The organism is Pseudomonas sp. MPB26 (genome assembly GCF_046605355.1).
In the GTDB taxonomy this organism is placed as follows: domain Bacteria; phylum Pseudomonadota; class Gammaproteobacteria; order Pseudomonadales; family Pseudomonadaceae; genus Aquipseudomonas; species Aquipseudomonas cedrina.
Genome location: NZ_CP176793.1, coordinates 1889008 through 1915299, shown reverse-complemented (window position 1 = coordinate 1915299; position 26292 = coordinate 1889008). Strand labels below are relative to the sequence as shown.

Sequence of the window (26292 nt, the reverse complement as noted above, 5' to 3'; positions counted from 1 at the left end):
AGCTCCCACAGTTTTAATCGCGTTCAGTCTTCGAAATGGATGGGGCAGTTTTCCGGGCCTTCCAGTTTTTTCAGCTCCTCAACGACTTGCGGCCGCGCCCGGCGCAACGTCAGGCTGCGCCCCAACCCACGCAATCTGCGCGCCTCCTGGTGCAGCATCTCCACCCCGGAATAATCGATAAAGTTGATCTGCTGCGCCTCGATCACTACACGCTCGCCCTGCAAGCTTTGCAGGCGTACCTGTAAATAATGGCTGGCACCAAAAAAGATCGACCCGCCGACGCGCAACACATCCTCCTCCCCGTCCCGCCACTGCTGCACCCGTGGTTGCGACGTGCGTTTCAGATAGAAAAACAGCGACGCCAGCACCCCGGCATAAATTGCCGTTTGCAGCTCCAACAGCAAGGTTGCGAGGCAGGTGAGGCTCATCACCACAAACTCGGCGCGGCTCACGCGAAACAACGCGCGAATGCCGCGATGGTCCACCAGGCCCCAGCAAATCAGCAGGATGCTCGCGGCCATGCTCGGGATCGGGATATGGGCGATCAGCACCGCCCCGAACAACGCGAACACTGCCACCCAGAGCGCAGAAAAAACGCCGGCCAACGGCGAACAAGCACCGGCTTCATAGCTGAGGCCTGATCGCGTAAAGGAACCGGCTGACAGATACCCGGAGAAAAATCCGCCAACCATGTTGGATAAGCCCTGCGCGCGGACTTCCTGGTTGGCGTCGAGCAATTGCTGCGAACGGGCCGACAGCGAGCGAGCAATCGACAGGCTGGTGACCAGCCCCAGCATTCCCACCGCTACAGCGCTGGGCAGCAGGCGCAGGATTGTGTCCAGGTCCATTGGCAACGGGCTGAACGGCGGTAACTTGCCGACAAACGAACTGACCAACGCCACGTGCCCGAACATCGCCGGCCACAGCCAAGCCGTCAGGCTACCCAGCGTGAGAGCAATCAACAGCGTCGGCCAGCGTGGTAGCCAATATTTGAGCAGCGCGCCTGACAGCAATGTGCCTAGCCCGAGAGCGAGGGAGGCGCGGTCCCATTCGCCACGGTGCTCCACAAGCGCCAGCAGGCTGTTGATCGCCGTGGCCTGGCTGGGCAAATCCAGCCCCAGCAGGTTGGGCAACTGCCCCAGGGCAATGACCACGGCGGCACCCAAGGTGAAGCCGAGCACTACCGAATGGGAGACGAAATTCACCAGCGCGCCAAAGCGCAACATGCCCAGCAGCCATTGGAAAACGCCGGCAAGGAAGGTGAGCAGCAGGATCAGGGTGATGTAGTCCTGTGAGCCCGGCACAGCCAGCGGACTGACACTGGCGTAAAGCACAATGGAAATCGCCGCCGTTGGGCCGCAGATCAGGTGCCAGGACGAACCCCAGAGACACGCGATCAGCACCGGGATGATCGCGGCGTACAGGCCGTATTCGGGTGGGAGACCGGCGATCAGCGCATAAGCAATCGACTGCGGCAGGGCAAGCACGGCGCCGCTGAGGCCGACTATCGCGTCCCGGCCGACGCTGGCGCGGGTTTGGCGCGGGAGCCAGGCGAGGAAGGGGAACAGTGATTGGCGGTTGGGCCGGGGCATGAAAAACTCGGCTGGAAAAGTTGGCTCAGATTATCAGTACACACGGGTCCCTGTGGGAGCTGGCTTGCCTGCGATGGCATCACCGCAGTGTACCTGCAATACCTAGGTGCCTGAATCGCAGGCAAGCCAGCTCCCACACAAGCCTGCTCCCACATTGGAAAAGTGTTGGGCCTTAGAGTTTGGCTTTGACCGCCGCCAGCGCATCCTGGCCATCCACGGTCTTCACGCCATCAAGCCACTTATCCAACACCGCCGGATTCGCCTTGATCCACGCCTTCGCCGCTTGCGCATTGCTGACCTTGTTGTTGACCACCTGCGCCATGATGCTGTTCTCCATCTCCTGGGTAAAACTCAGGTTGGTCAGCAGTTTTCCCACGTTCGGGCAGGCCTGTGCGTAACCTTTTCGGGTCAGCGTATAGACGCTGCCGGTGTCGCCAAAATACTTCTCGCCGCCCTTGAGGTAGTGCATTTTCAACTGCACGTTCATCGGGTGCGGGGTCCAGCCGAGGAAGGTCACGAATTTCTGCTTCTTAACCGCCCGTGACACTTCGGCAAGCATCGCCTGTTCGCTGGACTCGATCAGCTTCCACTGGCCGAGGTCGAAGTCGTTCTTCTTGATGATCTCCTGCAACGAGATATTCGCCGGCGCGCCGGAGCCAATGCCGTAGATCTTCTTGTCGAACTTGTCGGCAAACTTATTCAAGTCGGCAAAATCGTGCACCCCGGCGTCCCACACGTAATCCGGCACGGCGAGGGTGAACTCGGTGCCGTCGAGGTTTTTCGCCAATTGCACCACATCGCCATTGGCCACGAACTTGTCGTAGAAGCCTTGCTGCGCCGGCATCCAGTTGCCCATGAACACATCCACCTGGCCGTCCTTGAGCCCACCAAAGGTAATCGGCACCGCGAGGGTGTCGACCTTGGCCTTGTAGCCCATGCCCGTCAGCAGAAACCCGGTGATGGCATTGGTGGCCGCGATATCGCTCCAGCCCGGATCGGCCATCTTCACGGTTTCGCAGCTGGTGTCCGCGTACACATGGGCGCTCCCAAACGCCAACATACCCAGCATCACAGTCAACTTTTGCATGGCCTTCCCTCAATCTGTTTATTGGTTTTGGCAGGGTTGTGGATAACGTGCCTTGCGCTCCAGGTCATCGAGGTCGATATGGTTGCGCATGTATTGCTGACTGGCGTCCACCAGTGGCTGGTGATCCCAGCTCTTGAGCTTGCCCTGGGTCAGTGCTTCAAACACCAGGCGACGGCGGCGTTGGCTGGCGAGCACCTGTTGGTGAATCGCCGGGATGTCCCATTTGGCCCGCGCCTCGTCCAGGAAGTCGGCGAACAGCGCCTGATGTAGCGGCGACTGGCTGAGTTCTTCCTGCTCCCGTGGATCGTTATGTACATCGAACAGTAGACAAGGGTCGTCTTCGCTGTAGATGAATTTGTAGGCGCCACGGCGAATCATCATCAGCGGACTGATGGTGCCTTCAGCCATGTATTCGCCAAAAACCTCGTCATGCCCGCCCTGCCCTTGCAGGTGCGGGACCAGCGAGCGGCCGTCCAGCGGCAGGTGTGGGTCCAGCTCGCCGCCGGCCAGTTCCACCAGGGTGGGCAGCAGGTCGGCGGTGGACACAGCCTGGGACACGCGGCCCGCCGCGAACTGCCCTGGCGCACTGACCAGCAGCGGCACGCGGGCGGCCATTTCAAACCAGTGCATTTTGTACCAGAGGCCGCGCTCGCCGAGCATGTCGCCGTGGTCGCCGGAGAAGACGATGATGGTGTCGTCGGCCAGGCCGGTGTCTTCCAGGGTCTGCAGCAGTTTGCCGACGTTGCTGTCGATGTAGCTGCACGCGCCAAAGTAGGCGCGGCGCGCATCGCGGATCTTATTCACAGGCAGCGGCTTGTCCCACAGGTCATAGACCTTGAGCAGGCGTTGGGAGTGAGGGTCCAGGTCACTTTGTGCCGGCGTTGCAGGCAAAAGGATGTCGGCGTCGTCGTACAGATCCCAGAACGGCTTGGGAATGGTGTACGGGTCGTGCGGATGGGTCATCGACACGGTCAGGCAGAACGGCCGGTCGCCGTCCTCACGGATATGGTCGAACAAGTACTGCTGGGCCTTGAACACCACTTCTTCGTCGAAATCCAGCTGGTTGGTGCGCACGCAAGGACCGGCTTGCAGCACCGAGGACATGTTGTGATACCAGGTGGGGCGCACGTCCGGCTCGTCCCAATTTACCGCCCAGCCGTAGTCGGCGGGATAGATGTCGCTGGTCAGGCGTTCTTCGTAACCGTGCAATTGGTCGGGGCCGCAGAAGTGCATCTTGCCTGACAGCGCGGTGCGATAGCCGAGGCGGCGCAGGTAATGGGCGTAGGTCGGCACATCGGCGGGAAAATCCGCTGCGTTGTCGTAGGCGCCGATCTTGCTCGGCAACTGCCCGCTCACCAGCGTGAAGCGCGACGGTGCGCACAAGGGGCTGTTGCAATAGGCCGCGTCGAAGACCACACCTTGGGCGGCGAGGCGGCTCAGATTCGGTAGCTTGATGGGGGAAGATCCGTAGAACGGCAGCATCGGCGCGGCCATTTGATCGGCCATGATGAAAAGAATGTTCTTGCGCTTCATGGGTTCTCGGCATTCCATAGGCGGTGTTTATGCGATTGAGCATGCAGCCCTTGGAAAACGGGGTAAAGCCCATGAAAGGCAATGTCTAGGATAAGCCCAGCTAATGTATGAAGCCCTCGGTGACCTGTCCCTCGATTTGTTGCGCGCCTTCGAAGCCGCAGCGCGCCATCGCAGCTTCACGGCCGCCGCGATGGAGCTGGGCACCACCCAGCCGGCGGTCAGCCAGCAGATCAAGCGACTGGAAGAACAACTGGAGATCCGCCTGTTTGATCGCATCTACCGCGGCATCGAACTGACTGACGCCGGGGCCCTGCTGTTTGAGCATGTGCAAGGCGGTTTGCAGGCGATCAACTCAGGCCTGAGTGTGATCAGCCAGCAGGACCAGCATGAAGTGTTGCAAGTGGCCACTGACTTCGCCTTTGCTGCGTACTGGCTGATGCCGCGCTTGCACCGCTTTCACCAGGCCAATCCCCAGGTGGATGTGAGCCTGGTGACCAGCGAACGCAACCACGCCAGCCTGCGCAGCGATATCGACGTGGCGGTGCTGTTTGGCGATGGTCGCTTCAAGCAGGGCGATAGTCTCTGGCTGTTCAACGAGGAGGTGTTCCCGGTGTGCAGCCCGCAATGGCTGAAGAACCAGGCCGCGCCGCTGACCGTGCAAAATTTGCACGATTGCCCTCTGCTGCACCTGCGCCAGGAAAACAACAGCCATTGGTTCGACTGGAGCGGAGTGTTTCGCGAACTGGGCATCACCACCGCACCCACGCCCGGCCAACTGCGCTTCGACAATTACACCCTGCTGATCCAGGCCACGATTGCCGGCCAGGGCGTGGCTATCGGTTGGCGCCATCTGGTGGACAACCTGCTGGAACAGAATTGGCTGTGTCGGCCGATCCGCGACACCGTGATCTCGCGCTTTGGCTATTACGTGGTGCAGCCCCAGCGCAAACGTCGCGGGCAGTTGGTCGAGCGGTTTGTCGATTGGCTGGTGGCCGAGCAGGCCAGCAGCGCGCAGTCGCTGACCGGGCTGGCCCTGCCGTCCATTGCGGTCTAGGATTTGGCGCCAAAGGGATCCGGAGTCCGTCATGCAGCGTATCAAGGGCTATCACGCTCACATCTACTTTGACGCCAGCACCCTCGGACAGGCGCGCACCCTGTGCGAAGACGCTGCCAAGCTTTTTCCGCTGCGCATGGGGCGTGTGCACGAACGGCCCGTGGGCCCGCATCCGGACTGGAGCTGCCAGTTGGCGTTTGAGCCCGAATACATCGGCGTGGTGCTGCCGTGGCTGGCGCTGCACCGCAATGGCCTGGTGGTGTTCCTGCATCCCGATACCGGGGATGACCTCAAGGACCATACCGACTATGCGATCTGGATGGGCGCCATGCGCGAACTGGACCTGTCGAATTTTTAAGCCTCTGTATCAGATAGCGCCTGAGCTCCTGCCCAGTTAAAGCCGGGGACATCGTAGGATTTATCTCAATTTCTCCCATTATATGGGATCGTTATTTATATATTGAGATGTAACTGGCCATAGGTTTATATTCGCCCATCTGCTTTTTTCAGCACCCACTCATTTCAGGTGAAGCGATGCAGGCGCAATTGATCGCGCTCGATTGGGGAACCAGTTCCCTTCGTGCTTATAAACTCGGCCCCGCAGGCGTAGTGCTGGAACAGCGCTCGCTGGCCTGGGGCATCATGCATTTGCCCAGCGAGCCCCGGAATATCGCCGGCGTGCATTGCAGCGATGGCTTTGAATTGGCGTTCGATGCGGCGTGCGGCGACTGGCTTGACGCCGAGCCCAACCTTGCAGTGATCGCCTGTGGCATGGTCGGCAGCGCCCAGGGTTGGAGCGAGGCGGCTTACCGCAACACGCCGGTCGATGTCGCCAGCCTCAGCCAGGCCTTGCACCGCGTGCGCAGCTTGCGCGGGATCGACGTGCATATCGTGCCGGGCGTGATCGAAAAGACGGGCTTGCCCAACGTGATGCGCGGCGAAGAAACCCAGGTACTGGGCGTGCTGCAGGGGCTCGGCACCGACGTACTGATCGGCCTGCCCGGCAGCCATTCCAAATGGGTCGAAGTGGTCAAAGGCTGCATCACCCACTTCGACACCTTCATGACCGGCGAGGTGTTCGCGGTGCTGAGCAAGCACAGCATCCTGGGGCGCACCCAGCAAACCAGCGAACAATTCCAGGCCGAAGCCTTTGACCGAGGCGTGCAAGTGGCGCTCTCCCAAGACGGCCAGCGCGGCGTGCTGTCGACGCTGTTCAGTGCGCGCACCCTTGGCCTCACTGCCGAACTCGCCCCCGACCAGCAGCCCGACTACCTTTCGGGCTTGCTCATCGGCCATGAACTCAGCGGCTTGCCGGACAATGCAAAACGTAAGCAGATCATCCTGGTCGGCGCCGCTGCCCTCTGCACCCGCTATCAACGCGCCCTCGCACTCTGCGGCTTTGCCCATGTCAGCCTGGCGCAGGAAGCCAGCGAGCGCGGCCTGTGGCAACTGGCCGAGGCGGCCGGGCTCATTCAACCTGTAACGGAGGCCTGACATGCTCAAGCAAGCACTCGCGCAAAACGGTTTGATCGCGATCCTGCGCGGTATCCGCCCGGACGAAGCCCAGGCCGTCGGCCAGGTGCTCTACCAGGCTGGGTTTCGTGTAATCGAAGTCCCGCTCAATTCGCCCGATCCCTACACCAGCATCCGTACCCTGCGCGACAGCCTGCCCGCCGATTGCCTGATCGGTGCTGGTACGGTGCTGCTGCCTGAGCAGGTTGAGCAGGTGAAGGCGGCCGGCGGCCAGGTGATCGTGATGCCACACAGCGACGCCAAGGTGTTGCGCGCCGCAAAAGCCGCGGGCCTGTACTTGTCGCCGGGCGTGGCCACGCCCACCGAAGCCTTCGCCGCACTGGCCGAAGGCGCCGACGTGTTGAAACTGTTCCCCGCCGAGCAAATGGGCCCATCGGTGATCAAGGCATGGTTGGCGGTATTGCCGGCAGACACCTTGTTGCTGCCGGTGGGCGGCATTACCCCGGACAACATGCAAGTGTTTATCGACGCCGGTGCCAAAGGCTTCGGGCTGGGTTCCGGGTTGTTCAAGCCGGGTATGACAGTGGATCAGGTAGCGAGCCGCGCCCAGGCTTATGTCGCCGCCTGGAAAGCCCTGAACTGACTGATAAGTTCCGCGCCCACAGGCGCCGCATCTATAAGAGAGATAACAGATGAAAATCACCAAACTGACGACCTTTATCGTCCCGCCGCGCTGGTGCTTCCTGAAAGTCGAAACCGACCAGGGCGTGACCGGCTGGGGTGAACCCGTGGTCGAGGGTCGCGCCCACACGGTGGCGGCTGCTGTCGAAGAATTGTCCGACTACCTGATCGGCAAAGACCCACGCAATATCGAAGACATCTGGACCGTGCTCTATCGCGGCGGCTTCTACCGTGGCGGCGCCGTGCACATGAGCGCCCTCGCCGGTATCGACCAGGCGTTGTGGGACATCAAGGGCAAGGCGCTTGGCGTGTCGGTCAGCGATCTGCTCGGCGGCCAGGTGCGTGACAAGATCCGCGTGTACTCGTGGATTGGTGGCGACCGTCCAGCTGATACCGCCCGCGCCGCCAAGGAAGCCGTGGCCCGGGGTTTCACAGCGGTGAAAATGAACGGCACCGAAGAGCTGCAGTTCGTCGACAGCTTCGAAAAGGTCGACCTGGCCCTGGCCAACGTCGCCGCCGTGCGTGATGCGGTCGGCCCGAACGTCGGCATCGGCGTCGACTTCCATGGCCGCGTGCACAAGCCCATGGCCAAGGTGCTGATGAAAGAGCTGGACCCGTACAAACTGATGTTTATCGAAGAGCCGGTGCTGAGCGAGAACTACGAAGCGCTCAAGGAACTGGCGCCGCTGACCAGTACGCCGATTGCCTTGGGCGAGCGTCTGTTCTCGCGCTGGGACTTCAAGCGCGTGCTCAGCGAAGGCTACGTCGACATCATCCAGCCGGATGCTTCCCACGCCGGCGGCATCACCGAAACCCGCAAGATCGCCAACATGGCCGAAGCCTACGACGTGGCGCTGGCCCTGCACTGCCCGCTGGGCCCGATTGCCCTGGCTGCCTGCCTGCAGTTGGATGCGGTGTGCTACAACGCGTTTATCCAGGAGCAAAGCCTGGGCATTCACTACAACGAGAGCAATGACCTGCTCGATTACGTGCGCGATCCGGGCGTGTTCGACTATGACCAGGGCTTTGTGAAGATCCCCAACGGGCCGGGCCTGGGTATCGAGATCAACGAGGAATACGTGATCGAGCGCGCGGCCATCGGCCATCGCTGGCGCAACCCGATCTGGCGCCACGCCGACGGCAGCTTTGCCGAGTGGTGATTGCTGACTGAAGGAACGCGTTCAAAAATGTGGGAGCGGGCTTGCTCGCGAATGCGGTGAATCAGCCGCCAAATATGTCGACTGACACTCAGCTTTCGCGAGCAAGCCCGCTCCCACATTTTTTTGATCCGGTTTCTTCAGTCAGCTCAATTTCTGTCCTCAACAACCATAAAAAGAGGCACCTCCCCATGCACCCTGAACCCCTCACCGGACAGGCTTCTTTAGTCACGCCTACCCGAAAGCGTTTTTTCATCATGGTGCTGCTGTTCATCACCGTGGTGATCAACTACCTCGACCGCAGTAACCTGTCGATCGCCGCCCCGGCCTTGACCAGCGACCTGGGCATCGACCCGGTGCACGTCGGGCTGATCTTCTCGGCCTTCGGCTGGACCTACGCCGCCATGCAAATCCCCGGTGGCTGGCTGGTGGACCGCGTGCCGCCGCGCATTCTGTACACCGCTGCGCTGTTGCTGTGGTCCATCGCCACCGTAATGCTCGGCTTCGCCGCCAGCTTTATCGCGCTGTTCGTGCTGCGCATGGCGGTGGGTGCGTTGGAAGCCCCGGCGTATCCGATCAACAGCCGTGTGGTCACCACCTGGTTCCCCGAGCGTGAGCGCGCCACGGCGATTGGCGTCTACACCTCGGGGCAGTTTGTCGGGCTGGCGTTTCTCACCCCGGTCCTGGCCTGGCTGCAACACGCGTTTGGCTGGCACATGGTGTTTGTCGCCACCGGTGGCGTGGGCATTGTGTGGGCGGTGATCTGGTATGCGGTGTATCGCGAACCCAAAGATTTCAAAGGCGCCAACGCCGCTGAAATCGAACTGATCCGCGAAGGCGGTGGCCTGGTGGACATGCAGGAAAAAACCACCAAGGCGCCGTTCAGCTGGGTCGACCTGGGCATCGTGTTGAGCAAACGCAAGCTCTGGGGCATCTACCTGGGGCAGTTCTGCCTGAACTCCACGCTGTGGTTCTTCCTGACATGGTTCCCGACCTACTTGGTGAAATATCGCGGCATGGACTTCATCAAGTCCGGCCTGCTGGCGTCGCTGCCGTTCCTGGCAGCGTTTGTCGGCGTGCTGTGCTCGGGGATCTTTTCCGATTGGCTGATTCGTCGCGGCGCGTCGGTGGGGTTTGCGCGCAAGTTGCCGATCATTGGCGGCTTGCTGATTTCCACGGCGATCATCGGTGCCAACTATGTGGACTCGACGGCCTGGGTGATCGCGTTCCTGGCGCTGGCGTTCTTTGGTAACGGCTTGGCGTCGATCACCTGGTCACTGGTGTCGACCCTGGCACCAGCGCGTCTGTTGGGCCTGACTGGTGGGGTGTTCAACTTCATCGGCAATCTGTCGGCGATTGCCACGCCGATCGTGATTGGCTTCTTGGCCAGTGGTGATTCGTTTGCGCCGGCGATTACCTATATCGCGGTGCTGGCGTTGCTTGGGGCACTGTCCTACATCCTGCTGGTGGGCAAGGTCGAGCGGATCGAGCTGTAGGAAAAGCGGGCGACCTGGCGGTCGCCCGTTACCTTCGGTTTACGGCACAGACATTTCATTGCGGAACACATTCAGCGGGTCCCAGCGTTGTTTGGTCTGCCGCAGGCGGCTTTCGACAGTGGAGTCGGGGAAGAAGATCGCGTACCACTGCGGGTTGCGTGGCTGGCTTGGGTCGCCGCCATTGAACACCATGTCGAGGTCGGGGTAGTTGATGTAGCAGCCCTCGAACTGGGCATTGAGCGGAACGCCACCGTCATTGGCGAAGGCCGCGAAGTACAGCCCTTGAATCCAGTCCGCGTGTGCCTTATCCAAAACGGCGCTTGCATCCCGCCAATAGCATTGCGGTTGCCACTTCAGGTAAGAGGAACGTTGCGCAACCGATGATTCCCGGCGCACCGCGGCGCTGGCCTCATTGATCTGCCCGCCGAATGACTGGATCTGGATCAGGCTTTGAGTCAGGTACTTATTGGGGTCATTCCATGTCAGCGTATTCCAGATCGCCTGCAGGACCGGTGGGGTAAAAAACCCCTTCTGGTACGCCGACTTGTAGCGGCCCCGCTGGTTTGGCCCTGAACCGTTGAGTGTCTGCTGGCAATGCAACCAATCCATCCGACGCGTGGCCGCCAGGGCGGATGACAGTGAATTGATCGTACGCCCCGCCGGGCTGCTGCGTGGCAAGTGGGTCGTGGGTAATTGGCTGAGGCATTCAGTGGCGGGAAGGCCGATGGCATTGAGCATGGCCGACACAAAATCATCGAAGGCGGCCCGATCCTGCAGCCCGCCATCCTTGTCCACATAATGAACATCCAGAGTGATGTTGCCGGTGTTCTGGTGGCGCATTTCCAGCTTGGTGGCCAGGCCCCAGGTGGCCTGGTTGGCCTGGTTGCGCGCAAACCAGTCCTGATAGGCCGTCAGCAGGCTGTCCAGCGCAGGCTTGGTCAGCAGCGACCAGTCCCACTCCATCACCAGCCACAACACTTCGGCGGGGGCGTCCGGCAAACTGTCGAAGTAATAGCGGGTGATAATCCCGAACTGCCCGCCGCCGGCACCGCAGCACGCGGCAAACAGGTCCAGTTCGTCCTTATCACTGCTGTTGCGGGCCACATGCACAGGGATCAGGCCGTTGCCCTGGGCGTTGGGTACCAGCATATCGACACCGCTCAACCAGTCACACATCAGGCCGTCCTTGCGCGACAGCAACCCGTAGCCGCCTCCGCAAATATGGCCACCCAGTCCGACCGAGTAACACGAGCCACCGGGCAGGCTCTTGTTGGCCAACTTGTACAGCGTCACGTAGGCATCCCAGTTCTGGCCGCCAGCCCCCAGGCCAAAGCGGTAGCGATGCGCTGAGGTAGGGATCAGTTCGGAGACGAGTTGCCCGTTGACGTCGTACACCACTTGGTTGAGCGGGCTGATGTCCAGGATCGACAGCACCTCATTGGGGGTGTCGGGCATCTTGTTGGCGACAAAACCTTCGTAGCAATGACCCCCGCTGCGCACGGTTATCCGGCCATTGGGTGTCGCCAGTGCCTGGGCGGCGGCGTCGATGATGCCCTGTGTGTCATGGCAGATGTAGATGAGGTTGGCGCCATTGGGCGAAGACTGGCCCTGCACGTTGCCCAATGGCCAGCGCAGGTTGAAGCCTTTCTGCAGGGTTGAGTGACGAGGGTCCGACGCGGTGACGAGATCAAATGCCATGTTGTACTCCTGGGAGCCAAGGATGACTTCTGATGCAGCTAACTTAACGACCGGGAGGCAAGAACTGCGCAGGCTTGCAGAGGCGGTTAGACGGCAATAGGCATGAAGTGCTTGTGGGGTGACGGCGTGTCACCCCACAAGCCTAGCGCAAGAATCCAGACAGGCACACTTACCGACGAGCGTTGCGCACGCCTTCTGACAGTGCCGCGCAATGGCTCAATACGCCATCGATCGCTTGCTGGTCGCTGCTGGCATTGGCGATGTGATCGATCAGCGCAGAACCTACCACCACGCCATCAGCCAAACGCGCGATCGCGGCGGCTTGCTCCGGTGTGCGGATACCGAAGCCAATGCTGATCGGCAGGTCGGTATGGCGACGCAGGCGGGTCACGGCCTCTTCGACGTGTTCCAGGGTGGCCGCGCCGGCGCCGGTCACGCCCGCTACCGATACGTAATACACAAAGCCGGAACTGCCATTGAGCACGGTCGGCAGGCGTACGTCATCGGTCGTCGGCGTGGTCAGACGGATAAAGTCGATGCCGGCGGCCTGGGCCGGGTCGCACAATTCGCCGTTATGCTCGGGCGGCATGTCGACCACGATCAGGCCGTCGACGCCGGCTTCCTTGGCGTCGGCGATGAACTGCGGCACGCCGTATTTGTGGATCGGGTTGAAGTAGCCCATCAACACCAGCGGCGTATCGTTGTTGTCCTTGCGGAACTCGTGAACCATCTGCAGGGTTTTCGCCAGGTTCTGCTTGGCTTCCAGTGCGCGGATGTTGGCCAATTGGATGGCCGGGCCATCGGCCATCGGGTCGGTGAAGGGCATGCCCAGCTCGATCACGTCGGCACCGGCGGCCGGCAATCCCTTGAGGATCGTCAGGGAGGTGTCATAACCGGGGTCGCCGGCGGTGACGAAGGTCACCAGGGCGGCGCGGTTCTGTTCTTTAAGCTGCGCGAAGCGGGTTTGCAGGCGGCTCATCAGTGTTTCTCCTGCTTAGACTGTTCCATGTGATGCATGACCGTCTGCATGTCTTTGTCGCCTCGGCCGGACAGGTTGAGCACCATCAGGTGGTCCTTGGGCAGGCTCGGTGCGCGCTTGAACACTTCGGCCAGGGCGTGGGCGCTTTCCAGTGCAGGAATGATCCCTTCCAGGCGGCAGCATTTGTGGAAGGCATCAAGGGCTTCGTCGTCGGTGACCGAGGTGTACTGGACGCGGCCGATGTCATGCAACCAGGCGTGTTCCGGGCCGATGCCGGGGTAGTCGAGGCCGGCGGAAATCGAGTGGGCATCGATGATCTGGCCGTCATCGTCCTGCAACAGGAAGGTGCGGTTGCCGTGCAGTACGCCGGGTACGCCGCCGTTGAGGCTGGCGGCGTGCTTGCCGGTTTCGATGCCGTGGCCGGCCGCTTCAACGCCGATGATTTCTACGCTGGTGTCATCGAGGAACGGGTGGAACAGGCCCATGGCGTTGGAGCCGCCGCCGATGCACGCAACCAGGCTGTCGGGCAGGCGGCCCTCCTGGGCTTGCATCTGGTCGCGGGTTTCCTTGCCGATCACGGCCTGGAAGTCGCGCACCATAGCCGGGTAAGGATGTGGGCCGGCCACGGTACCGATCAGGTAGAAGGTGTCATCGACGTTGGTTACCCAGTCACGCAGGGCTTCGTTCATCGCGTCCTTGAGGGTGCCGGTGCCGGCCACCACCGGGATCACTTCGGCGCCCAGCAGCTTCATGCGGAACACGTTGGCCTGCTGGCGCTCGATGTCGGTGGTGCCCATGTAGATCACACATTGCAGGCCAAAACGCGCCGCCACGGTGGCGGTGGCCACACCATGCATGCCGGCGCCGGTCTCGGCGATGATGCGTTTCTTGCCCATGCGCCGTGCCAGCAGGATCTGGCCGATGCAGTTGTTGATCTTGTGGGCGCCGGTGTGGTTCAGCTCTTCGCGTTTGAGGTAGATCTTGGCGCCGCCGCAGAACTCGGTCAGGCGCTCGGCGAAGTACAGCGGGCTTGGACGGCCGACGTAATCGCGCTGGAAGTAGGCCAATTCCTTATTGAACGCCGGATCGATCTTGGCCGCTTCGTACTCGCGGGCCAGGTCGAGGATCAACGGCATCAGGGTTTCCGCGACGTAGCGGCCGCCGAACGCACCGAACAGGCCGTTGGCGTCTGGGCCGTTGCGTAGATCGGTCTGGGACTGGGTCATGGGACGCTCCAGGAAAATGGGGTGTAAGAAACAATGAGGGCCACTCTACCCCTGACGCTCTACGCTGAAAACCGATAAGATCGCCGTAACCTGTCAGGAAAACTCACAGATGAGCCTAGACCTTCCACCCCTTAATGCGCTGCGCGCGTTTGAAGCCACCGCGCGGCTCAACAGCGTCAGCCAGGCAGCCGAGCAATTACACGTCACTCACGGCGCCGTCAGCCGCCAGTTGAAGGTGTTGGAAGAACACTTGGGTGTCAGCCTTTTTATTAAGGATGGGCGCGGCCTTAAACTCACAGATGCCGGTGTCCGCTTACGCGATGTCAGCGCCGAGGCGTTTGAGCGGTTAAGGGATGTGTGTGCAGAACTGACCCAGGCCAGCGCCGACGCGCCCTTCGTACTCGGCTGCTCGGGCAGTTTGCTGGCGCGCTGGTTGATTCCGCGCCTGGGCCGCTTGAATGCGGACCTGCCGGACCTGCGCCTGCACCTTTCGGCGGGTGACGGTGATCTTGACCCCCGGCGGCCGGGTCTCGATGCCCTGTTGCTGTTCGCCGAGCCGCCATGGCCGGCGGACATGCAGGTGTTTGAGCTGGCCAGCGAACGTATAGGCCCGGTGATGAGCCCGCGCTTTGCCGGCTATGAGCGTTTGCGTCACGCGCCCGCCGCCGCGTTGTGCAGTGAAGCGTTACTGCACACCACGTCGCGCCCGCAGGCATGGCCCAGCTGGGCGCAGCAACACGGGATAGCGCCGAACACGTTGAAACACGGCCAGGGGTTTGAGCATTTGTATTATTTGCTGGAGGCGGCGGTGGCCGGCTTGGGCGTGGCAATTGCGCCGCAGCCGCTGGTCGCGGAGGACGTTCGGGCGGGTCGCCTGGTGGCGCCGTGGGGGTTCAGCGAAACCCCGGCACACCTGGCGTTGTGGCTGCCCAAGCGCGCCGCGGATGGGCGCGCCGGGCAACTGGCGCAATGGCTCAAGACTGAGCTGTTGCGCCAGCCCCTGTAGCCGGTAAAAAATCAGTCACCGCGTTTGCACAGCAGATAGGCCGCCAACAGCCCCAGGGCGCCTACAGCGACACCGGCTGTAGTCCATGGGTGTTCCTGGGCGTAATCTCGGGTAGCAACACCGGTTTCGCGGATTTTGACTTTGCTTTCTTCGTAGGCGTCGCTGATCAGATGGCGCGAGTGCTTGAGGGCGTTCTCGGCATTGCTTTTCAGGGCCTTCAGCGTTTTGCGCGACTCGTCGGACGCATCGTCCTTGAGGCTCTCAAGGGACTTGAGCAGGCTCGAAATCTCGGCTTCCATGCTTTCCAGTGACGCTTTGCGTAAAGAAGTGTTGGCCATGTGGACTCTCCTGACGTGATTGAGTGGCGTGTGTAGATACCGACTGCGCCCGTCTCAGAAAGTGCAGTAAATCTGAACTTTCCAGGCGCAACGGCCGCCTGAAGCAGTACGAAGATTGACTGCTAGGCTCCATAAACGTCCCTTAAGGAGAAAAACCATGACCGATCATCACACCTACAAGAAAGTCGAACTGGTGGGCTCGTCCACCACCACCATCGAAGATGCGATCCAGAATGCCCTGGCTGAAGCCAGCAAGAGCCTCAAGCACCTGGAATGGTTTGAAGTGACTGAAACCCGTGGGCATATCGAAGACGGCAAGGTTGCCCACTACCAAGTCACGCTCAAGGTGGGATTCCGAATTGCCAGCAGTTGATCCGCAGAGTTGAACTTTGCTAACTGGCCGATTGCCATAACCTGCGCTACACCGTTGGGGTGGCGATGCGACAGCGTCGGCACGTTCTATTCGATCAGCGCAAGGAAGTAACGGATGAAGAAGTTTTTGTTGGCAGTAGGTTTGTTGAGCCTTGCAGGCACAGCCCTGGCGGCGGGCAAGCCTTGTGAAGAGCTCAAAAGTGAAATCGCAGCGAAAATCGACGCCAAGGGAGCCTCGGGTTATTCGCTGGAAGTGGTGGACAAAGGCGCAGCGGCGGACGGCGATGTAGTCGGCAGCTGCGAAGGCGGCACCAAGGAAATCGTCTACAAGCGCGGTTAACCCGTGTTGCAGATATAAAAAACCGACGCGTGTGCGTCGGTTTTTTTTAGCCTCGGGTTCAGCCCTTCATCACTTGCGCCAGTAGCTCGTAGGAATGAATCCGGTCAGCGTGTTCATACAGGTCGCTGGTGAAAATCAGCTCGTCTGCGCCGGTCTGCTCGATCAGTACTTCCAGTTTGGCGCGGATCTTCGCCGGGCCGCCAACCATCGCCAGGCCGAGGAAACTGCCGACCGCGTCTTTTTCATGGGGCAGCCACAGGCCATCCATGCTGTCCACCGGTGGGCGCTGCACTAGGCTCTGGCCGCGCATCAGCGCGAGGATGCGTTGGTACACCGAAGTGGCCAAGTAGTCGGCCTGCTCGTCGGTGTCCGCCGCCGCCAATGGAATGCCGAGCATGACGTAGGGCTTGTCCAGCACGGCAGAAGGCTTGAAGTGGTTGCGGTAGACGCGAATCGCCTCATGCATCAAGCGTGGTGCGAAATGCGAAGCGAAGGCGTAGGGCAAGCCGCGTTCGCCTGCCAGTTGTGCACTGAACAAGCTGGAGCCCAGCAGCCAGACGGGCACGTTGGTGCCGGTGCCGGGAACCGCAATGACCCGTTGATCAGGCGTGCGTGGGCCCAGGTAGGCCATCAGCTCGGCAACATCTTCCGGGAAGTCGTCGGCACTGCCTGAGCGCTCGCGGCGCAGGGCGCGGGCGGTCATCTGGTCGGAACCGGGCGCACGGCCCAGGCCCAAGTCGATGCGGCCGGGGTAGAGGCTTTCCAGGGTGCCGAATTGTTCGGCGATCACCAGCGGCGCGTGGTTGGGCAGCATCACACCGCCGGAACCGACGCGAATCGTCGAGGTGCCACCGGCCAGGTAACCCAGCAATACCGAGGTGGCCGAACTGGCGATGCCGTCCATGTTGTGGTGTTCAGCCACCCAGAAACGGGTGTAGCCGAACTTTTCCACATGCTGGGCCAGGTCCAGGGAATTGCGCAGTGACTGCGCCGGGCTGCCGTTGGCGCGCACGGGCACCAGGTCCAGGGTCGAGAATTTTACGTCGGACAGCGATTTCATAAGCCTGCTTCTCCAATGGGGGCGCAGGCTTTTTAAACGAACCAAAACCTGCCGCTTCATGTGCATGTTCTATGCAATGAGGGCATATACCCGAGATTCAATAGCAACCTATGAAATTTCCTACTGGTTTACTAGGTTTCTCTGACGAGGTGAACTTTGCCAGAGCTTCTATCCTCAGAACTCTACTAACGCAAAACCACCGTTCGAGGAGACCGCTATGAGTATCGTTAAAAAAGCATCCGCGCATTGGGAAGGTGACCTGAAGACAGGTCTGGGCTCCATTTCTACGGAAACTGGCGTATTGCGTGAAGCGCCCTACGGCTTCAAGGCTCGTTTCGAAGGTGGTAAGGGCACCAACCCGGAAGAACTGATCGGTGCGGCTCACGCCGGCTGTTTCTCCATGGCGTTTTCCATGATTCTCGGCGATGCCGGGCTCAAGGCTGACAGCATCGACACTCAGGCCGAGGTGACCCTGGACCAAGTGGAAGGCGGCTTTGCCATCACTGCCGTGAAGCTGATCCTCAAGGCCAAGATCCCAGGCGCCAGCCAGGCGCAGTTCGATGAGCTGAGCAAAAAGGCCAAGGAAGGATGCCCGGTGTCCAAAGTGCTGAATGCAACCATCATCCTGGATGCCACTCTTGTAAGCTGACACGATCTGCCTGACACGGCAGGTCTAATGTGGGAGCGGGCTTGCTCGCGAATGCGGTGGATCAGTCGATGCATATGTTGACTGCCACACCGCATTCGCGAGCAAGCCCGCTCCCACAGAGGAGTTTGCTTTAAATCAGAACCCTCGTTTAGGAACTGTGGTCCTATAGCTCATGCAGCCTTAGACGCACACCCGTGCGCAATGCATTCAGGGAGCTACACACATGAAACGTTTTGCTTTGGCGGTCATCTGCGGTGTCTTGGCCACGTCGGCGGTGGCCGCTCCAAAAGACTGCGAAGAGCTTCGCAAGGAAATTGAAGTCAACATCCAGGCCAAGGCTATTCCCTCCTACACCCTGGAAATCATCACCGCCGAAGAAGCCAAGAACCACGACAGCGCAATGATCGTCGGCTCGTGCGAAAACGGCACCAAGCGCATCATCTACCAGAAAAACAACGACTGATCAGATGCAGTTGACGCTACGTTCCTGCGCCAGCAACTGACGCGCCGAGTCATACAGCCGGATATTGGGTGTGAAGGCCAGCGAGCGGCCTTCCAGCACATAGCGCTGGCCGGCCTTGAAGTGGTCGTACGCCAGGGTCATGAAGCAGGTGCGGTACATCGTCTGGCTGAGCCCGCCCAAACCGCCGCCGGCAGGCACCTCGAAGTCGAAGCGCACCATCAATTCATGAGGGCCGGGCGGCATCTGGAAATAACGCCCGTCGTCGAGGTTTTTTCCATCCAGACGCTGCGCCATCACCATCTTCGCCCCCGGCGTCGGGGTGGTGAAATCGACCCAGGCCTGTTGCGGATCCCTTGGCGGTACGGGGGTTGTGGTGCAGGCACTGAGGAACAGGGCAACGACGGGAAGCATTAGCTGGCGCATGGCAGGCACTCAACGTTGGGCGAAAGAGACGAGCCTGACGCCAACCGCAGCAGACTCCCTACTCAGTATAAACACCGCGAGCCATGGAAAAATTCCGTCCAGGCGCGATAGTCTGGCGAGCAAATTACCCAGGAGCGGTCGGGCATGGTCAGGCGTTTTTTTCCAGGGTTGATGGTTGTATTGCTCAGCGGCTGTTCCAGCGTCGGTTATTACGGCCAATTGGCCAGCGGTCAGTTGCAATTGCTGCGCGCCCGCGAGCCGGTGGCGCAGGTCATTGCCGACCCTTCCCGCCCACCGCTGTTGCGCGAGCACCTGGTGCAGTCGCAAAAAGCGCGCACGTTCGCCAGTGAGCATCTGCATCTTCCTGACAACCAGAGTTACAGGTTGTACGCCGATATTGGTCGGCCTTATGTGGTCTGGAATGTGTTCGCCACGCAGGAGTTTTCCCTGTCACCGCAAACCCACTGCTTTCCAATCGCAGGCTGTGTGGCCTATCGCGGTTATTACAACCAAGGCGCGGCGCGCGGCGAAGCTGCGTGGTTGAAGCAGCAAGGCATGGACGTATCGATAGGCGGCGTCGAGGCGTATTCCACCTTGGGGTGGTTCAACGACCCGATCATGAATTCGATGATGCACTGGGGTGATGAGCGTCTGGCCACGCTGATCTTCCATGAACTGGCGCACCAGCGTTTCTACGTGAAGGACGACACCGAGTTCAACGAGTCGTTTGCCAGCTTCGTCGAGCAGGAAGGCACCCGTCAGTGGCGTGCCGCGCGAGGCCTGGCGCCGCAGAGTCTGTCGGCGTCAAAGCAGCGTGACCAGTTTATCCAGTTGGTCCTGGATACCCGTGAACGCTTGGAAAAGCTTTACGCCCAGCCTCTGGCAACCGATGCGATGCGTCAGGCCAAGGCGGCGCAATTCGAGCGTTTGCGCAGCGAGTACCGGCAACTGCGCGACAGTCAGTGGGGCGGTGACAAACGCTATGACGCCTGGATCAACCAGCCAATGAACAACGCGCGGTTGTTGCCGTTTGGGTTGTATGACCGGTGGGTGCCGGCGTTTGCGGCGCTGTTTCGGCAGGAGGATGGGGATTGGGTGAGGTTCTATGCGGCGGTGGAGAAGATGGGGCGGTTGTCGGTGGAGGAGCGTAAGGCTGCGTTGAGACAGTTGGAAGGTGGTGGCCGTTAGGGCCTCTTCGCAGGCAAGCCAGCTCCCACATTGGTCTTGTGTACACCGGTTAAAATGTGGGGGCTGGCTTGCCTGCGATGGCGGTCTCAAGACTCGTGCAAAAACGCCTGATGCATCTGCGCCAACGTCTCGAAGTGCCAGGTCGGTGCCTCTGCATTCAGCTCCTCGAAGCTGCCAAAGCCATACCCCACGGCCACCGAATCCAGCCCATTGCTGCGCGCGCCGATCAGGTCATGCTTGCGGTCGCCGATCATCAGGGTCGCCGCCGGGTCCAGGCCTTCCTCCTGCATCAAGTGGGCGATCAGCTCGACCTTGTTGGTGCGCGTGCCGTCCAGCTCACTGCCGTAGATCACCTTGAAGTGCCTGGCAAAATCGAAGTGGCGGGCAATTTCACGGGCGAACACCCAAGGCTTCGAGGTGGCAACGTAGAGTTGGCGGCCTTGGCTGCTCAAGTCTTCGAGCAGCGGCATTACGCCGTCGAACACGCGGTTTTCATACAGCCCGGTGACCTTGAAACGCTCGCGATAGAAATTCACCGCCTCCCACGCCTTGGCTTCATCGAAGCCATAGAACTGCATGAAGGCCTGCAGCAAGGGCGGGCCGATGAAGTGTTCGAGTTTGCTCAGGTCCGGCTCGTCGATGCCCAATTTGGCGAGGGCGTACTGGATCGAGCGGGTGATGCCTTCGCGTGGGTCGGTGAGGGTACCGTCCAGGTCGAACAGGATTGTTGGGTGGCGCAGGGTCATCGGTCGAATCCTTCAGCCAGGTGCAGGTCCTTGAGCTTCACGTAGTTCGCGGCGCTATAGGTGAAAAAAGCGCGTTCCTTGTCCGTCAACGCGCGGACCTGTTTGACCGGGCTGCCAACATACAAGAAGCCGCTTTGCAGTGTCTTGCCCGGCGGCACCAGGCTGCCGGCGCCGATGATCACGTCGTCCTCCACCACCGCGCCGTCCATGACGATGCTGCTCATGCCGATCAGGATGCGGTTGCCCACTGTGCAGCCGTGCAGCATGACTTTGTGGGCGATGGTCACGTCATCGCCGATCAGCAGCGGGAAACCACCCGGATTGAAAGGCCCGGCGTGGGTGATGTGCAATACGCAGCCATCCTGAACGCTGGTGCGCGCACCGATGCGGATGTGGTGCATGTCGCCGCGAATCACGGTCAGCGGCCAGACCGAGCTGTCGGTGCCGATTTCGACATCGCCGATCACCACCGCCGAAATATCGACAAAAGCCCCGGCGCCCAGGGTTGGCGTGTGGTTCTGATAGGTGCGAAGGGTCACGATAGCCTCTCTCTCTTCTGCTGATAGCTGCGGTGGGTGTTGATTGTAATTAAGATGGCCCCATCTTTGTCTTATCAGTTTCTTCAGCCAAGGTGCCAACCGTGAGCGCGAACAACCCGCTTCTGCAGTCCTACGACCTGCCGCCGTTCTCGGCGATCCGTGCCGAGCACGTCCAGCCGGCCATCGAACAGATCCTCGCCGACAACCGTGTCGCCATCGAAGGCATCCTGCAAAGCCAGGGTAAAAATCCGACATGGGCCGGGCTGGTGCTGGCGATGGACGAACTCAATGATCGCCTGGGCGCCGCCTGGAGCCCGGTCAGCCACCTCAACGCCGTGTGCAACAGCGCCGAACTGCGCGAGGCCTATGAGGCGTGTTTGCCGGCGTTGAGCGCCTATTCCACCGAAATGGGCCAGAACCGCGCCCTGTTCCAGGCGTTCGAAGCCTTGGCCAACAGCCCGGAAGCCGCCGGTTTCGACGTGGCGCAAAAAACCATCTTGGAACACGCCCTGCGTGACTTCCGTTTGTCGGGTATCGATCTGCCGCCCGAGCAGCAAAAGCGCTACGCCGAAGTGCAGAGCAAACTGTCCGAATTGGGCAGCAAGTTCTCCAACCAGTTGCTGGATGCTACCCAAGCCTGGACCAAACATGTCACCGATGAGGCTACCCTCGCCGGCCTGACCGACTCGGCCAAGGCGCAAATGGCCGCCGCCGCCCAAGCCAAGGGCCTTGAAGGCTGGTTGATCACCCTGGAGTTCCCCAGCTACTACGCGGTAATGACCTACGCTCAGGATCGTGCCCTGCGCGAAGAAACCTACGCGGCCTACTGCACCCGTGCGTCGGACCAAGGCCCGAATGCCGGTCAGAACGATAACGGTCCGGTGATGGAACAGATCCTCGACCTGCGTCAGGAGCTGGCTCAACTGCTGGGTTATGCGTCCTTCTCCGAGCTGAGCCTGGCGACCAAGATGGCCGAGTCCAGCGATCAGGTGCTCAGTTTCCTGCGTGACCTGGCCAAGCGCAGCAAGCCGTTTGCCGCCCAGGACCTGCAACAGCTCAAGGCTTACGCCGCCGAGCAAGGTTGCGCCGACCTGCAAAGCTGGGACAGCGGTTTCTACGGCGAAAAACTGCGTGAGCAGCGCTACAGCGTGTCCCAGGAAGCCCTGCGCGCCTACTTCCCGATCGATAAAGTGCTGGGCGGCCTGTTCGCCATCGTGCAGCGCCTGTACGGCATCGAGATCGCGGAGCAGAAAGGCTTCGACACCTGGCATCCGGACGTTCGCCTGTTTGAAATCAAGGAAAACGGCCAGCACGTCGGCCGCTTCTTCTTCGACCTGTACGCCCGCGCCAACAAGCGTGGCGGTGCCTGGATGGACGGCGCCCGCGACCGTCGTCGCACCGTCGACGGCGTGCTGCAGAGCCCGGTGGCCAATCTGGTGTGCAACTTCACCCCGGCCGACAGCGGCAAGCCTGCCCTGCTGACCCACGATGAAGTGACGACGCTGTTCCACGAGTTCGGCCACGGCTTGCATCACCTGCTGACCCGTGTCGAACACGCGGGCGTGTCCGGCATCAACGGCGTGGCCTGGGATGCGGTGGAGTTGCCGAGCCAGTTCATGGAGAACTGGTGCTGGGAGCCTGAAGGCCTGGCGCTGATCTCCGGCCACTATGAAACCGGTGAGCCGCTGCCCCAGGACCTGCTGGAAAAAATGCTCGCGGCGAAGAACTTCCAATCCGGCCTGATGATGGTGCGCCAGCTGGAATTCTCGCTGTTCGACTTTGAACTGCACGCCACCCACGGCGACGGCCGCAGCGTGGCGCAAGTGCTCGAAGGCGTGCGCGACGAAGTCTCGGTGATGCGTCCGCCGGCCTACAACCGCTTCCCCAACAGCTTTGCGCATATCTTCGCCGGTGGTTATGCGGCCGGTTACTACAGCTACAAATGGGCCGAAGTGCTGTCGGCGGATGCCTTTTCCAAGTTTGAAGAAGACGGCGTACTCAACGCCGAGACCGGCCGTGCTTTCCGCGAAGCCATCCTGGCGCGTGGCGGTTCCCAGGCGCCGATGGTGCTGTTCGTCGACTTCCGCGGACGTGCGCCGTCGATTGACGCACTCTTGCGCCACAGCGGCCTGAGTGAGGACGCGGCAGCATGAGTGAAGGGCCTGTGATCACCAAAAAGCAATTTATCGCCGGGGCTGTGTGCCCCGCGTGCAGCGAGCCGGACAAGCTCAAGATGTGGACCGAAGACAACGTGCCGCACCGTGAATGCGTGGCCTGCGGTTATACCGACACGCTCAATGACCAAGGCCTGTCGGTGCCCAAGGAATTGGGTACGCGGGTCAACACCTCGGCGCTCAAAGCGCCGGCGGACCCAAAAATCCAGGCCGTGCAGTTTTTCCCGAACCCCAAGCTGAAAAAAGACTAAAGCCTTCCCCTCATCAGTACCTGATGATCGTTCCCACGCCCTGCGTGGGAACGATCAGCCAGCTCCCACTTTTTTTCCCGGCTTTATTCGACTTAGGTCGCTGAATCGCTCCCCCTCATCGTTAGCCTGCTATCATTTGTATCCATTGATTGCAAAAACCCAAGCCGCTCACTAGAAGCCGCTGATAAATCCGTGACCACATGATGAGGTGCCACCATGTCTGATCAAGATCAAGACAACCCCCGGCGTGACTTTCTGCGCAAATCCTTGACCTTGATCCCGGTGGTCACGGTTGCCAGCACGGGCCTGGCTGGCTCGATGCTGATGGCGACGCCTGAGCCGGCCCAGGCCGCGCCAGCCAAGCCTGACGTGAGCGACAAAGCTTACGAGCCGACTTACTTCACGGCTGAGGAATGGGCTTTCATCAACGCCGCCGTCGAGCGCTTGATCCCCGCTGACGCCCAAGGCCCAGGCGCCCTGGAAGCGGGTGCGCCGGAATACATCGACCGCCAGATGCACACCCCTTACGCCAGCGGCGCCCTGTGGTTCATGCAAGGCCCCTTCAATGCCGATGCACCGCCGGAAATGGGCTGGCAGAGCAAATTGGTGCCCAAGGACATTTATCGCCTGGGCATTGCCGCGACGGATGCATGGTCGAAGGCGTTCAACGGTAAAGCTTTTGCCGCGCAAGACAGCGCTACCCGAGACGACATGCTGCGTCGCCTGGAGGCTGGCGGTGGTGAGCTGGGCGCACATTTCGATGCCGTGCCGCCAAAGATGTTCTTCAACCTGCTGCTGCAAAACACCAAGGAAGGCTTCTTCTGCGACCCAATCCACGGTGGCAACAAAGGCATGGTCGGCTGGACCATGATCGGCTTCCCCGGCGCCCGCGCCGACTTCATGGACTGGGTGGAACGTAACGAGCCTTACCCCTTCCCGGCTGTTTCCATGCGCGGCGAGAGGGCATAAACGTGGCGACCATCATGAAGAAAGTAGACGCGGTGATCGTAGGTTTCGGCTGGACCGGCGCGATCATGGCCAAAGAGCTGACGGAAGCGGGCCTTAACGTGCTGGCGCTGGAACGTGGCCCGATGCAGGACACGTACCCGGACGGCAGCTATCCCCAGGTCATCGACGAATTGACCTACAGCGTGCGCAAAAAACTTTTCCAGGACATTTCCAAGGAAACGGTGACCATTCGCCACAGCGTGAATGATGTTGCACTGCCGAACCGTCAGTTGGGCGCGTTTTTGCCAGGCAATGGCGTCGGCGGCGCGGGGCTGCACTGGTCCGGCGTGCATTTTCGTGTCGATCCGATTGAGTTGCGCATGCGCAGCCACTACGAAGAGCGCTACGGCAAACACTTCATTCCCAAAGACATGACCATCCAGGACTTCGGTGTCAGTTATGAAGAGCTGGAGCCGTTTTTCGACTACGCCGAAAAAGTCTTCGGCACCTCCGGCCAAGCCTGGACCGTGAAAGGCCAATTAGTCGGCGAAGGCCGTGGCGGCAACCCCTATGCGCCGGATCGTTCCAACCCGTTTCCGCTGGCCTCGCAGAAAAACACCGTCTCCGCACAGCTGTTCCAGAAAGCGGCGGCCGAGGTCGGTTACAAACCCTACAACTTGCCCTCAGCCAATACCTCGGGGCCCTACACCAACCCCTACGGTGCGCAGATGGGCCCGTGTAACTTCTGCGGTTTCTGCAGTGGCTACGTGTGCTACATGTATTCCAAGGCCTCGCCGAATGTGAACATCTTGCCAGCGTTGCGCCAGGTGCCGAACTTCGAGCTGCGAGCCAATTCCCACGTGCTCAAGGTCAACCTCGACAGCAGCGGGAGCAAGGCCACCGGCGTGACCTATATCGACGCCCAGGGGCGCGAATGCGAACAGCCGGCGGACCTGGTCATCCTGGGTGCCTTCCAGTTCCATAATGTGCGGCTGATGCTGTTGTCCGGGATCGGCAAGCCCTACGACCCGATTACCAATGAGGGGGTGGTGGGCAGGAACTTCGCCTACCAGAACATGGCCACCATCAAGGCCTTCTTCGACAAAGACACCCACACCAACAACTTCATCGGTGCGGGCGGCAATGGTGTGGCCATCGATGACTTCAACGCCGACAACTTCGACCACGGGCCCCATGGCTTTGTGGGCGGCTCGCCGATGTGGGTCAACCAGGCCGGCAGCCGGCCGATTGCCGGTACGTCCAACCCTCCGGGCACGCCAGCCTGGGGCAGCGCCTGGAAGCGCGCCACCGCCGATTACTACACCCACCAAGTGTCGATGGATGCCCACGGCGCGCATCAGTCCTACCGAGGCAACTACCTGGATCTGGACCCGGTTTATCGCGATGCCTACGGCCTGCCGTTGCTGCGGATGACGTTCGACTGGCAGGAAAACGACATCAAGATGAACCGCTTCATGGTCGAGAAAATGAGCAAGGTCGCCGAAGCGATGAACCCCAAGGCCATTGCCTTGCTCGGCAAGAAGGTCGGTGAGCATTTCAACACCGCGTCGTACCAGACCACCCACCTCAACGGCGGCGCGATCATGGGTATCGACCCGAAAACCAGTGCCTTGAACCGCTACCTGCAATGCTGGGATGTGCACAACGTGTTCGTCCCAGGTGCATCCGCTTTCCCACAAGGCTTGGGCTACAACCCGACCGGCCTGGTGGCGGCGCTGACCTATTGGTCGGCCCGGGCGATTCGTGAGCAGTACCTGAAAAACCCCGGCCCACTGGTTCAGGCATAAGGAGCGATGAC

The 26292-nt window shown here is 60.8% G+C and carries 27 protein-coding genes; 16 read left to right on the top strand and 11 right to left on the bottom strand.

Going from position 1 to position 26292, the window contains the following annotated elements; translation table 11 throughout:
* Positions 1-23 precede the first annotated feature (23 nt).
* From ACLH0H_RS08805 to betC, 3 genes are all read right to left on the bottom strand, one after another.
* Complete coding sequence (locus ACLH0H_RS08805) at positions 24-1592, bottom strand: SulP family inorganic anion transporter (RefSeq protein WP_411381733.1); 1569 nt, start codon at positions 1590-1592, stop codon at positions 24-26.
* Positions 1593-1764: 172 nt separating this feature from the next.
* Positions 1765-2679: a choline ABC transporter substrate-binding protein gene (gene choX / locus ACLH0H_RS08800; RefSeq protein WP_411381732.1), complete on the bottom strand. Its 915-nt coding sequence runs from the start codon at positions 2677-2679 to the stop codon at positions 1765-1767.
* An 18-nt stretch (positions 2680-2697) separates the two neighbouring features.
* Entirely contained in the window at positions 2698-4212 is a 1515-nt protein-coding gene (gene betC / locus ACLH0H_RS08795; protein ID WP_411381731.1) for a choline-sulfatase, read from the bottom strand.
* 103 nt (positions 4213-4315) lie between these two features.
* On the opposite strand from betC, the gene ACLH0H_RS08790 reads away from it, so the two are divergent.
* From ACLH0H_RS08790 to ACLH0H_RS08765, 6 genes are all read left to right on the top strand, one after another.
* The gene (locus ACLH0H_RS08790) at positions 4316-5266 is read left to right on the top strand and encodes a choline sulfate utilization transcriptional regulator (RefSeq protein WP_411381730.1); all 951 of its coding nucleotides are present in this window, start codon (positions 4316-4318) and stop codon (positions 5264-5266) included.
* Between the two features lie 31 nt (positions 5267-5297).
* Entirely contained in the window at positions 5298-5624 is a 327-nt protein-coding gene (locus ACLH0H_RS08785; protein ID WP_411381729.1) for a DOPA 4,5-dioxygenase family protein, read from the top strand.
* Positions 5625-5800: 176 nt separating this feature from the next.
* Positions 5801-6760 (top strand): 2-dehydro-3-deoxygalactonokinase, encoded by a 960-nt coding sequence (locus ACLH0H_RS08780; protein ID WP_411381728.1) that lies wholly within the window; start codon positions 5801-5803, stop codon positions 6758-6760.
* Position 6761: 1 nt separating this feature from the next.
* Positions 6762-7382, top strand: coding sequence for a 2-dehydro-3-deoxy-6-phosphogalactonate aldolase (locus ACLH0H_RS08775; RefSeq protein ID WP_411381727.1), 621 nt, complete (start codon positions 6762-6764; stop codon positions 7380-7382).
* Between the two features lie 49 nt (positions 7383-7431).
* A complete protein-coding gene (gene dgoD, locus ACLH0H_RS08770; RefSeq protein ID WP_003170741.1) occupies positions 7432-8580 on the top strand; it encodes a galactonate dehydratase in 1149 nt (382 codons plus the stop codon).
* Positions 8581-8768: 188 nt separating this feature from the next.
* A complete protein-coding gene (locus ACLH0H_RS08765; protein ID WP_411381726.1) occupies positions 8769-10073 on the top strand; it encodes an MFS transporter in 1305 nt (434 codons plus the stop codon).
* A gap of 39 nt (positions 10074-10112) precedes the next feature.
* Here the strand turns inward: ACLH0H_RS08765 and ACLH0H_RS08760 are convergent, their stop codons facing one another.
* The 3 genes from ACLH0H_RS08760 to trpB all read right to left on the bottom strand — a co-directional run bounded on the left by ACLH0H_RS08760 (position 10113) and on the right by trpB (position 13976).
* Complete coding sequence (locus ACLH0H_RS08760) at positions 10113-11771, bottom strand: BBE domain-containing protein (protein ID WP_411381725.1); 1659 nt, start codon at positions 11769-11771, stop codon at positions 10113-10115.
* A 169-nt stretch (positions 11772-11940) separates the two neighbouring features.
* Complete coding sequence (gene trpA, locus ACLH0H_RS08755; protein WP_411381724.1) at positions 11941-12750, bottom strand: tryptophan synthase subunit alpha; 810 nt, start codon at positions 12748-12750, stop codon at positions 11941-11943.
* The gene (gene trpB, locus ACLH0H_RS08750; RefSeq protein ID WP_411381723.1) at positions 12750-13976 is read right to left on the bottom strand and encodes a tryptophan synthase subunit beta; all 1227 of its coding nucleotides are present in this window, start codon (positions 13974-13976) and stop codon (positions 12750-12752) included. The genes trpA and trpB overlap by 1 nt, the downstream gene beginning before the upstream one ends.
* Before the next feature lie 109 nt (positions 13977-14085).
* Here trpB and ACLH0H_RS08745 point away from each other — a divergent pair, with 109 nt between their 5' ends.
* Positions 14086-14982, top strand: a complete 897-nt coding sequence (locus tag ACLH0H_RS08745; RefSeq protein WP_411381722.1) for a LysR family transcriptional regulator — start codon at positions 14086-14088, stop codon at positions 14980-14982.
* 11 nt (positions 14983-14993) lie between these two features.
* Here ACLH0H_RS08745 and ACLH0H_RS08740 read toward each other — a convergent pair whose 3' ends face one another.
* Entirely contained in the window at positions 14994-15320 is a 327-nt protein-coding gene (locus ACLH0H_RS08740; protein ID WP_003170746.1) for a YqjD family protein, read from the bottom strand.
* A gap of 157 nt (positions 15321-15477) precedes the next feature.
* Here ACLH0H_RS08740 and ACLH0H_RS08735 point away from each other — a divergent pair, with 157 nt between their 5' ends.
* The gene (locus tag ACLH0H_RS08735; protein ID WP_076952195.1) at positions 15478-15693 is read left to right on the top strand and encodes a dodecin; all 216 of its coding nucleotides are present in this window, start codon (positions 15478-15480) and stop codon (positions 15691-15693) included.
* A 114-nt stretch (positions 15694-15807) separates the two neighbouring features.
* A complete protein-coding gene (locus ACLH0H_RS08730; protein WP_411381721.1) occupies positions 15808-16032 on the top strand; it encodes a DUF1161 domain-containing protein in 225 nt (74 codons plus the stop codon).
* A 58-nt stretch (positions 16033-16090) separates the two neighbouring features.
* Here ACLH0H_RS08730 and ACLH0H_RS08725 read toward each other — a convergent pair whose 3' ends face one another.
* Positions 16091-17092, bottom strand: a complete 1002-nt coding sequence (locus ACLH0H_RS08725; protein WP_411381720.1) for an LLM class flavin-dependent oxidoreductase — start codon at positions 17090-17092, stop codon at positions 16091-16093.
* Positions 17093-17309: 217 nt separating this feature from the next.
* Here ACLH0H_RS08725 and ACLH0H_RS08720 point away from each other — a divergent pair, with 217 nt between their 5' ends.
* Together ACLH0H_RS08720 and ACLH0H_RS08715 are read left to right on the top strand one after the other, a co-directional pair.
* Positions 17310-17741: an OsmC family protein gene (locus tag ACLH0H_RS08720; protein ID WP_411381719.1), complete on the top strand. Its 432-nt coding sequence runs from the start codon at positions 17310-17312 to the stop codon at positions 17739-17741.
* A 223-nt stretch (positions 17742-17964) separates the two neighbouring features.
* Positions 17965-18204, top strand: coding sequence for a DUF1161 domain-containing protein (locus ACLH0H_RS08715; protein ID WP_057725723.1), 240 nt, complete (start codon positions 17965-17967; stop codon positions 18202-18204).
* Here the strand turns inward: ACLH0H_RS08715 and ACLH0H_RS08710 are convergent, their stop codons facing one another.
* Entirely contained in the window at positions 18205-18627 is a 423-nt protein-coding gene (locus tag ACLH0H_RS08710) for a hypothetical protein (RefSeq protein WP_411381718.1), read from the bottom strand.
* Between the two features lie 144 nt (positions 18628-18771).
* On the opposite strand from ACLH0H_RS08710, the gene ACLH0H_RS08705 reads away from it, so the two are divergent.
* Positions 18772-19815 (top strand): aminopeptidase, encoded by a 1044-nt coding sequence (locus ACLH0H_RS08705; RefSeq protein WP_411381717.1) that lies wholly within the window; start codon positions 18772-18774, stop codon positions 19813-19815.
* An 86-nt stretch (positions 19816-19901) separates the two neighbouring features.
* On the opposite strand, the gene ACLH0H_RS08700 is transcribed toward ACLH0H_RS08705, so the two are convergent.
* Positions 19902-20561 (bottom strand): HAD family hydrolase, encoded by a 660-nt coding sequence (locus ACLH0H_RS08700; protein WP_411381716.1) that lies wholly within the window; start codon positions 20559-20561, stop codon positions 19902-19904.
* Positions 20558-21100: a gamma carbonic anhydrase family protein gene (locus tag ACLH0H_RS08695; protein WP_411381715.1), complete on the bottom strand. Its 543-nt coding sequence runs from the start codon at positions 21098-21100 to the stop codon at positions 20558-20560. Before ACLH0H_RS08695 ends, ACLH0H_RS08700 begins: the two co-directional genes overlap by 4 nt.
* Positions 21101-21201: 101 nt before the next feature.
* Between ACLH0H_RS08695 and prlC the strand changes: the two genes are divergently transcribed.
* The 4 genes from prlC to ACLH0H_RS08675 all read left to right on the top strand — a co-directional run bounded on the left by prlC (position 21202) and on the right by ACLH0H_RS08675 (position 26281).
* Positions 21202-23253, top strand: a complete 2052-nt coding sequence (gene prlC, locus ACLH0H_RS08690; RefSeq protein WP_411381714.1) for an oligopeptidase A — start codon at positions 21202-21204, stop codon at positions 23251-23253.
* Entirely contained in the window at positions 23250-23525 is a 276-nt protein-coding gene (locus ACLH0H_RS08685; protein ID WP_065880359.1) for a YheV family putative zinc ribbon protein, read from the top strand. Before prlC ends, ACLH0H_RS08685 begins: the two co-directional genes overlap by 4 nt.
* 216 nt (positions 23526-23741) lie before the next feature.
* Positions 23742-24494, top strand: coding sequence for a gluconate 2-dehydrogenase subunit 3 family protein (locus ACLH0H_RS08680; RefSeq protein WP_411381713.1), 753 nt, complete (start codon positions 23742-23744; stop codon positions 24492-24494).
* Between the two features lie 2 nt (positions 24495-24496).
* On the top strand, positions 24497-26281 hold the full coding sequence (locus ACLH0H_RS08675) for a GMC family oxidoreductase (RefSeq protein ID WP_411381712.1): 1785 nt from the start codon (positions 24497-24499) through the stop codon (positions 26279-26281).
* Positions 26282-26292 lie beyond the last annotated feature (11 nt).

Coding starts and splice junctions, on each gene's coding strand:
- ACLH0H_RS08785 (WP_411381729.1), top strand. CDS start 5,298: ATGCAGCGTATCAAGGGCTATCACGCTCACATCTACTTTGACGCCAGC.
- ACLH0H_RS08685 (WP_065880359.1), top strand. CDS start 23,250: ATGAGTGAAGGGCCTGTGATCACCAAAAAGCAATTTATCGCCGGGGCT.
- ACLH0H_RS08780 (WP_411381728.1), top strand. CDS start 5,801: ATGCAGGCGCAATTGATCGCGCTCGATTGGGGAACCAGTTCCCTTCGT.
- trpB (WP_411381723.1), bottom strand. CDS start 13,976: ATGACCCAGTCCCAGACCGATCTACGCAACGGCCCAGACGCCAACGGC.
- ACLH0H_RS08680 (WP_411381713.1), top strand. CDS start 23,742: ATGTCTGATCAAGATCAAGACAACCCCCGGCGTGACTTTCTGCGCAAA.
- ACLH0H_RS08760 (WP_411381725.1), bottom strand. CDS start 11,771: ATGGCATTTGATCTCGTCACCGCGTCGGACCCTCGTCACTCAACCCTG.
- dgoD (WP_003170741.1), top strand. CDS start 7,432: ATGAAAATCACCAAACTGACGACCTTTATCGTCCCGCCGCGCTGGTGC.
- ACLH0H_RS08720 (WP_411381719.1), top strand. CDS start 17,310: ATGAGTATCGTTAAAAAAGCATCCGCGCATTGGGAAGGTGACCTGAAG.
- ACLH0H_RS08765 (WP_411381726.1), top strand. CDS start 8,769: ATGCACCCTGAACCCCTCACCGGACAGGCTTCTTTAGTCACGCCTACC.
- ACLH0H_RS08745 (WP_411381722.1), top strand. CDS start 14,086: ATGAGCCTAGACCTTCCACCCCTTAATGCGCTGCGCGCGTTTGAAGCC.
- trpA (WP_411381724.1), bottom strand. CDS start 12,750: ATGAGCCGCCTGCAAACCCGCTTCGCGCAGCTTAAAGAACAGAACCGC.
- ACLH0H_RS08790 (WP_411381730.1), top strand. CDS start 4,316: ATGTATGAAGCCCTCGGTGACCTGTCCCTCGATTTGTTGCGCGCCTTC.
- choX (WP_411381732.1), bottom strand. CDS start 2,679: ATGCAAAAGTTGACTGTGATGCTGGGTATGTTGGCGTTTGGGAGCGCC.
- ACLH0H_RS08775 (WP_411381727.1), top strand. CDS start 6,762: ATGCTCAAGCAAGCACTCGCGCAAAACGGTTTGATCGCGATCCTGCGC.
- ACLH0H_RS08705 (WP_411381717.1), top strand. CDS start 18,772: ATGGTCAGGCGTTTTTTTCCAGGGTTGATGGTTGTATTGCTCAGCGGC.
- ACLH0H_RS08700 (WP_411381716.1), bottom strand. CDS start 20,561: ATGACCCTGCGCCACCCAACAATCCTGTTCGACCTGGACGGTACCCTC.
- ACLH0H_RS08740 (WP_003170746.1), bottom strand. CDS start 15,320: ATGGCCAACACTTCTTTACGCAAAGCGTCACTGGAAAGCATGGAAGCC.
- ACLH0H_RS08725 (WP_411381720.1), bottom strand. CDS start 17,092: ATGAAATCGCTGTCCGACGTAAAATTCTCGACCCTGGACCTGGTGCCC.
- ACLH0H_RS08730 (WP_411381721.1), top strand. CDS start 15,808: ATGAAGAAGTTTTTGTTGGCAGTAGGTTTGTTGAGCCTTGCAGGCACA.
- ACLH0H_RS08710 (WP_411381718.1), bottom strand. CDS start 18,627: ATGCGCCAGCTAATGCTTCCCGTCGTTGCCCTGTTCCTCAGTGCCTGC.
- ACLH0H_RS08735 (WP_076952195.1), top strand. CDS start 15,478: ATGACCGATCATCACACCTACAAGAAAGTCGAACTGGTGGGCTCGTCC.
- ACLH0H_RS08715 (WP_057725723.1), top strand. CDS start 17,965: ATGAAACGTTTTGCTTTGGCGGTCATCTGCGGTGTCTTGGCCACGTCG.
- betC (WP_411381731.1), bottom strand. CDS start 4,212: ATGAAGCGCAAGAACATTCTTTTCATCATGGCCGATCAAATGGCCGCG.
- ACLH0H_RS08805 (WP_411381733.1), bottom strand. CDS start 1,592: ATGCCCCGGCCCAACCGCCAATCACTGTTCCCCTTCCTCGCCTGGCTC.